General features: G+C 55.6%; 4 protein-coding genes. All 4 read left to right on the top strand.

All coding sequences use genetic code 11. From position 1 onward, the window contains the following. On the top strand, window positions 1–201 hold a 201-nt coding region (locus tag H5U08_RS11305), incomplete at its 5' end, for a sulfatase/phosphatase domain-containing protein (protein ID WP_297033060.1). 144 nt (window positions 202–345) lie between these two features. Then, a complete protein-coding gene (locus tag H5U08_RS11300) occupies window positions 346–1626 on the top strand; it encodes a Gfo/Idh/MocA family oxidoreductase (RefSeq protein WP_297033058.1) in 1281 nt (426 codons plus the stop codon). 251 nt (window positions 1627–1877) lie between these two features. Continuing rightward, a complete protein-coding gene (gene nuoF / locus H5U08_RS11295) occupies window positions 1878–4061 on the top strand; it encodes an NADH-quinone oxidoreductase subunit NuoF (protein ID WP_297033055.1) in 2184 nt (727 codons plus the stop codon). Between the two features lie 104 nt (window positions 4062–4165). After that, window positions 4166–4275: 2Fe-2S iron-sulfur cluster-binding protein (locus H5U08_RS19890; protein WP_366494446.1), on the top strand; the 110-nt coding region annotated here is incomplete at its 3' end.

Here is a 4275-nt window from a genome sequence, read left to right as displayed (position 1 = left end):
AAACACAAAGCGGAGCTCTACGATTTGCTCAATGATCCGGAAGAACGGCATAATCTTATCGACGATCCCCGCTATCAGGGAGTGCTCGAAGAACTCAAGCGCGAATTGAGGCGGCTCCAGATAGAAACAGATGCGATCCCAGACCGGATGCCTATTGACGAAGGAATTAAAACAGAACTCCCGGAGCAATCAATTCGATAAGCCGTTTTTTTGAGGACTTTGGCAAGCACAAGGAATGGTGTTTGGCGGGATTGCCCCCGAACCCCACTTAATGGTTGGAATGGGTCCAGCTCAGGTGTGGCACCCGTGTCTGGGAAAAAGGCCAGTCTTTGAGAAAGGGTTTTCATGATGCGATTGAGAAGGCGATCATTCTGCAAGATTCTCGGCGGTGTGACGGCCGGCTTGGCGTTTCCCAGTGTTATTGCTCGTTCCGCACTGGCGGAAGGTTCTCGGCCGGGGGCGAACGATCGGATCACAGTCGGAGTTATTGGCACGGGAAACCGGTCCCGTCTGCTCATCGAGCAGTTGCCGGATCAGGGGCAGATTCTGGCTGTTTGTGATTGTTATCTGGAACGGGCGGAACAAGTGAACGCAGAAAAAGGGGGAGGGCGATGGTCGGTCTATCAGGACCATCGGCAACTTCTGGATCGAAAGGATATCGATGCGGTTATCGTAGGAACGCCGGATCACACACGCGTCCTGGTGTGCATTCATGCGTGCCAGGCAGGAAAGGACATTTACGCGGAAAAACCGCTTACACTGTACATCCGTGAAGGGCGCGTGCTCGTCAACGCCGTTCGGAAGTACGGCCGAGTTTTCCAGGTCGGAAGCCAGCAGCGCTCCATGGCTATGAACCGGATCGCCTGCGAGTTCATTCGGTCAGGAAAACTGGGTAAAATCCGCGTGGTCCAGGGATGCAACTATCCAGGGCCGCGGTTCTATCCTGGGTTGCCGGAAGAGCAGATTCCTGACAAACTTGATTGGGATCAGTGGCTCGGCCAGGCGCCTTACCGTCCCTATAACCGTCAGCTCCATTTGGGTTGGATGGCGTGGTGGGATTATTCGGGCGGGGAGATGACTAATTGGGGCGCTCACGGTCTCGATCAAATCCAGTGGGCCCTCGGGAAGGACGACACTGGTCCCGTGGACATCCGTCCCCAGGGGGCTGCCAAAGACATGAATGCCCCCGTCCACATGAAATACGCAGACGGCACGCCCATCCGTCTCGAGCTTGAGAACGGCCCCATGGGCGGTGCCATCTTCTCAGGAGAGTTCGGCAAAATTGAGATCAATCGAAATAAATTTACTTGCAATCCGCCGGACCTCATCAAAGACCTGCCTCCCAAAGAGGAAATCGACAAATGGCGGGACGAAGTTGCTCTGTGGCAGGCCAAATACCACATGGAAAACTGGATGGATTGCATCCGGACACGGGAAAAACCCGTAGCGGATGTGGAGATCGGGCATCGATCGATCACGATTGCCCATCTTGCCAACATTGCCCGCTATCTCGGCCGCCGCCTCCAATGGGATCCCGTTCGCGAAATCTTTATCGGGGACGACGAGGCAAACAGTCTTGTGGAACGACCGCAGCGACCGGGATACGAGCTGCCCAAAGAGGTCTGATCTCCCATGTGAACTTGGCATTTCTGCCGGACGTAACACTAATAAAGCAGCAACCGGAGGCTGACCGCTCTTGAAGATATAACTCCGAGGTGGAAAGGCTGAGGTGGTGCATGACGCGTCGGAAGAGCTCCACGGCCGGCATGTTCGTCTGTATCTGGGGATCACTGCTGGCCGAGCGGACGTTGGGTTTGACGAATAGAAGACGCGGATAGTGATCTTTATTCTGAATTTCATGTGGGCGAGGAAGACCCGTGACACAAGCAATTTGGGATGCCTACAACGCGCTGAAATCCCGGGCCGAGAGCGACTATCAACAGCGCATCGGCGAGGGAAGGATTTTTATCCAGGTGGGATCCGCAACATGTGAACATGCAGCGGGTTCTCTGGAGGTGGCGGAGGAGTTCCGCAAGCACATCGCGGCCTCGGGACGGGATGATATTGTCCTCCGTAAAACGGGGTGCACGGGCCGCTGCAGTCGTGAGCCGATCGTCAGCGTGTTTCGCATGGGTGAAATGCCCATCAAGTATCAGCTCGTCAATCGCGAGTTGGTACACAAGATCTTCACGCAACATGTAATTGGCGGGGAACCGCTGCTGGACCATGTTCTGGATGGTCCAATCGAACAGTTGTCCAAATATGAGATCTTGAACTGCGGATCGCTGAGATGCGGGTGGAAAGGAGAACAGATTTGCGGTGGACCCATGGCCAATCAATTGAAAGCCATGGGAATCCCACCGGAGATCTGCCGCGTGACAAAGGCGAGCTGCTTCGGGGCATGCAGCGCGGAGCTGGCGGGCAAGTGCACTCACATTCTGGTTCGCCCGCAAAACATACTCTACCGGATTTCAACTTTGGAGGATCTTCAGGAGGTCGTTCGCGAACACATTCAAAACGGACGGATTGTGGAGCGTCTGCGGGTGAAGGAAGAGCCCGTCAGTCAGGACTTTTTCGAGTTGTACGGCGAAATCGCATTTTTCAACCGCCAGACACGGATCGCCCTTCGCCACAACGGAATCATCGATCCGACCAGTATTGAGGAATACTTCCACTATCGGGGTTTTGAGGCCCTAACGCGCGTGCTGGCGGAGAACGATCCTGAGAAGGTCGTGGATGAAATCACCCGTTCTAAACTGCGGGGTCGAGGGGGTGGTGGGTTTCCGACCGGTCAAAAATGGGCCCTGGCACGAAAGTCTCCTGAAAAGACACGATACATCATTTGCAATGCGGACGAGGGAGATCCCGGGGCCTTCATGGATCGCAGTATGCTGGAATCCGATCCATTTAACGTCATTGAAGGCATGATTATTGGCGCTTTTGCCATTGGGGCACACCGCGGGTTTGTTTACGTTCGCGCGGAATACCCGCTGGCGGTGGAACGTGTGGAGAACGCCATCCAGCGTTGTCGGGAATGGGGCCTTCTCGGGAAGAACATCCTGAACTCGGGATTTGATTTCGATATCGAAATCCGCCTGGGCGCAGGGGCGTTCGTGTGCGGCGAGGAAACGGCGCTGATCCATTCGATTGAGGGAGAGCGAGGGCAGCCGCGTGTTCGTCCGCCTTATCCGACGGAAGTGGGCCTTTGGGGCAAGCCCACCGTGATCAACAACGTGGAAACGTTTGCCAACGTCCCGGCCATCATCATTTACGGCGCGGACTGGTTTGCCCGAATCGGTTCCGAGGCTAGCGGTGGCACCAAGGTATTTGCTTTGGCAGGAAAGGTCAGGCAGACGGGTCTGGTAGAGGTGCCTATTGGCATTTCGCTGAGAGAAGTGGTGATGGAAATCGGCGGCGGCTCGCCAGGCGGAAAAGCAGTCAAAGCCGTGCAGACAGGCGGACCGGCTGGCGGTTGTATCCCGGCTTCGATGCTCAATCTGCGGGTCGATTTTGACACTCTCAACAAGGCCGGGTCGATAATGGGCTCCGGCGGTATGATCGTCCTCGACGAGGACGACTGCATGGTGGACATTGCCAAGTTCTTTATGGCCTTTTCGCAGGACGAATCCTGCGGGAAGTGCACGCCCTGCCGCGAGGGCACGACCCGGATGATGGAAATTCTCGAGCGGATTACCACAGGCAAAGCCGACGAGAGTGATTTGGTGAAGCTGGAACGGCTGGCCAATTTGGTCCGAAAAGCATCCCTTTGCGGGTTGGGACGGGCGGCTCCCAATCCGGTATTGAGCACGCTCACCCATTTCCGTGACGAGTATCTGGCTCATGTCCGGGATAAACGCTGCCCCGCCAAGAAATGCGTCGCCTTGATTCACTACGAAATCGATCCCGAAAAGTGTGTGGGATGCACCGCATGTGCCAGAAATTGTCCGGTGGAGTGCATATCTGGCGAGCGTCGCAAGCCGCACGTGATTGATCAGGCGCGGTGCATCAAGTGCGGACGCTGCTTCCAGGTTTGCCGCTTTGATGCAGTACTCCGCCTGTAACGGTCGAACGGCGGTTGGTCTGGAGGAGTGGGACGACACCCAATCCATTGAGATTTGTTAAACAGACATTCAAACTTTAAGCCCGGTGCAGGATCGCAAAGCATATGATGGCCAAGCGTCCCAAACAGATTTCGGTGACAATCGACGACACTCCGGTCAAGGTGCCGGAAGGCACAACTGTGATGCAGGCTGCGGAAAAAATCGGTATTCGCAT

Origin of the sequence: Thermogutta sp. (assembly GCF_014359955.1) — a bacterium.
In the GTDB taxonomy this organism is placed as follows: Bacteria; Planctomycetota; Planctomycetia; order Pirellulales; family Thermoguttaceae; genus Thermogutta.
Note: the sequence above shows the minus strand (reverse complement) of the source record. Positions and strands in the feature narration are given on the sequence as shown.

What these genes read in the sequence shown, in the direction of transcription:
- H5U08_RS11300 (WP_297033058.1), top strand. Translation starts at nt 346, where the DNA reads ATGATGCGATTGAGAAGGCGATCATTCTGCAAGATTCTCGGCGGTGTG.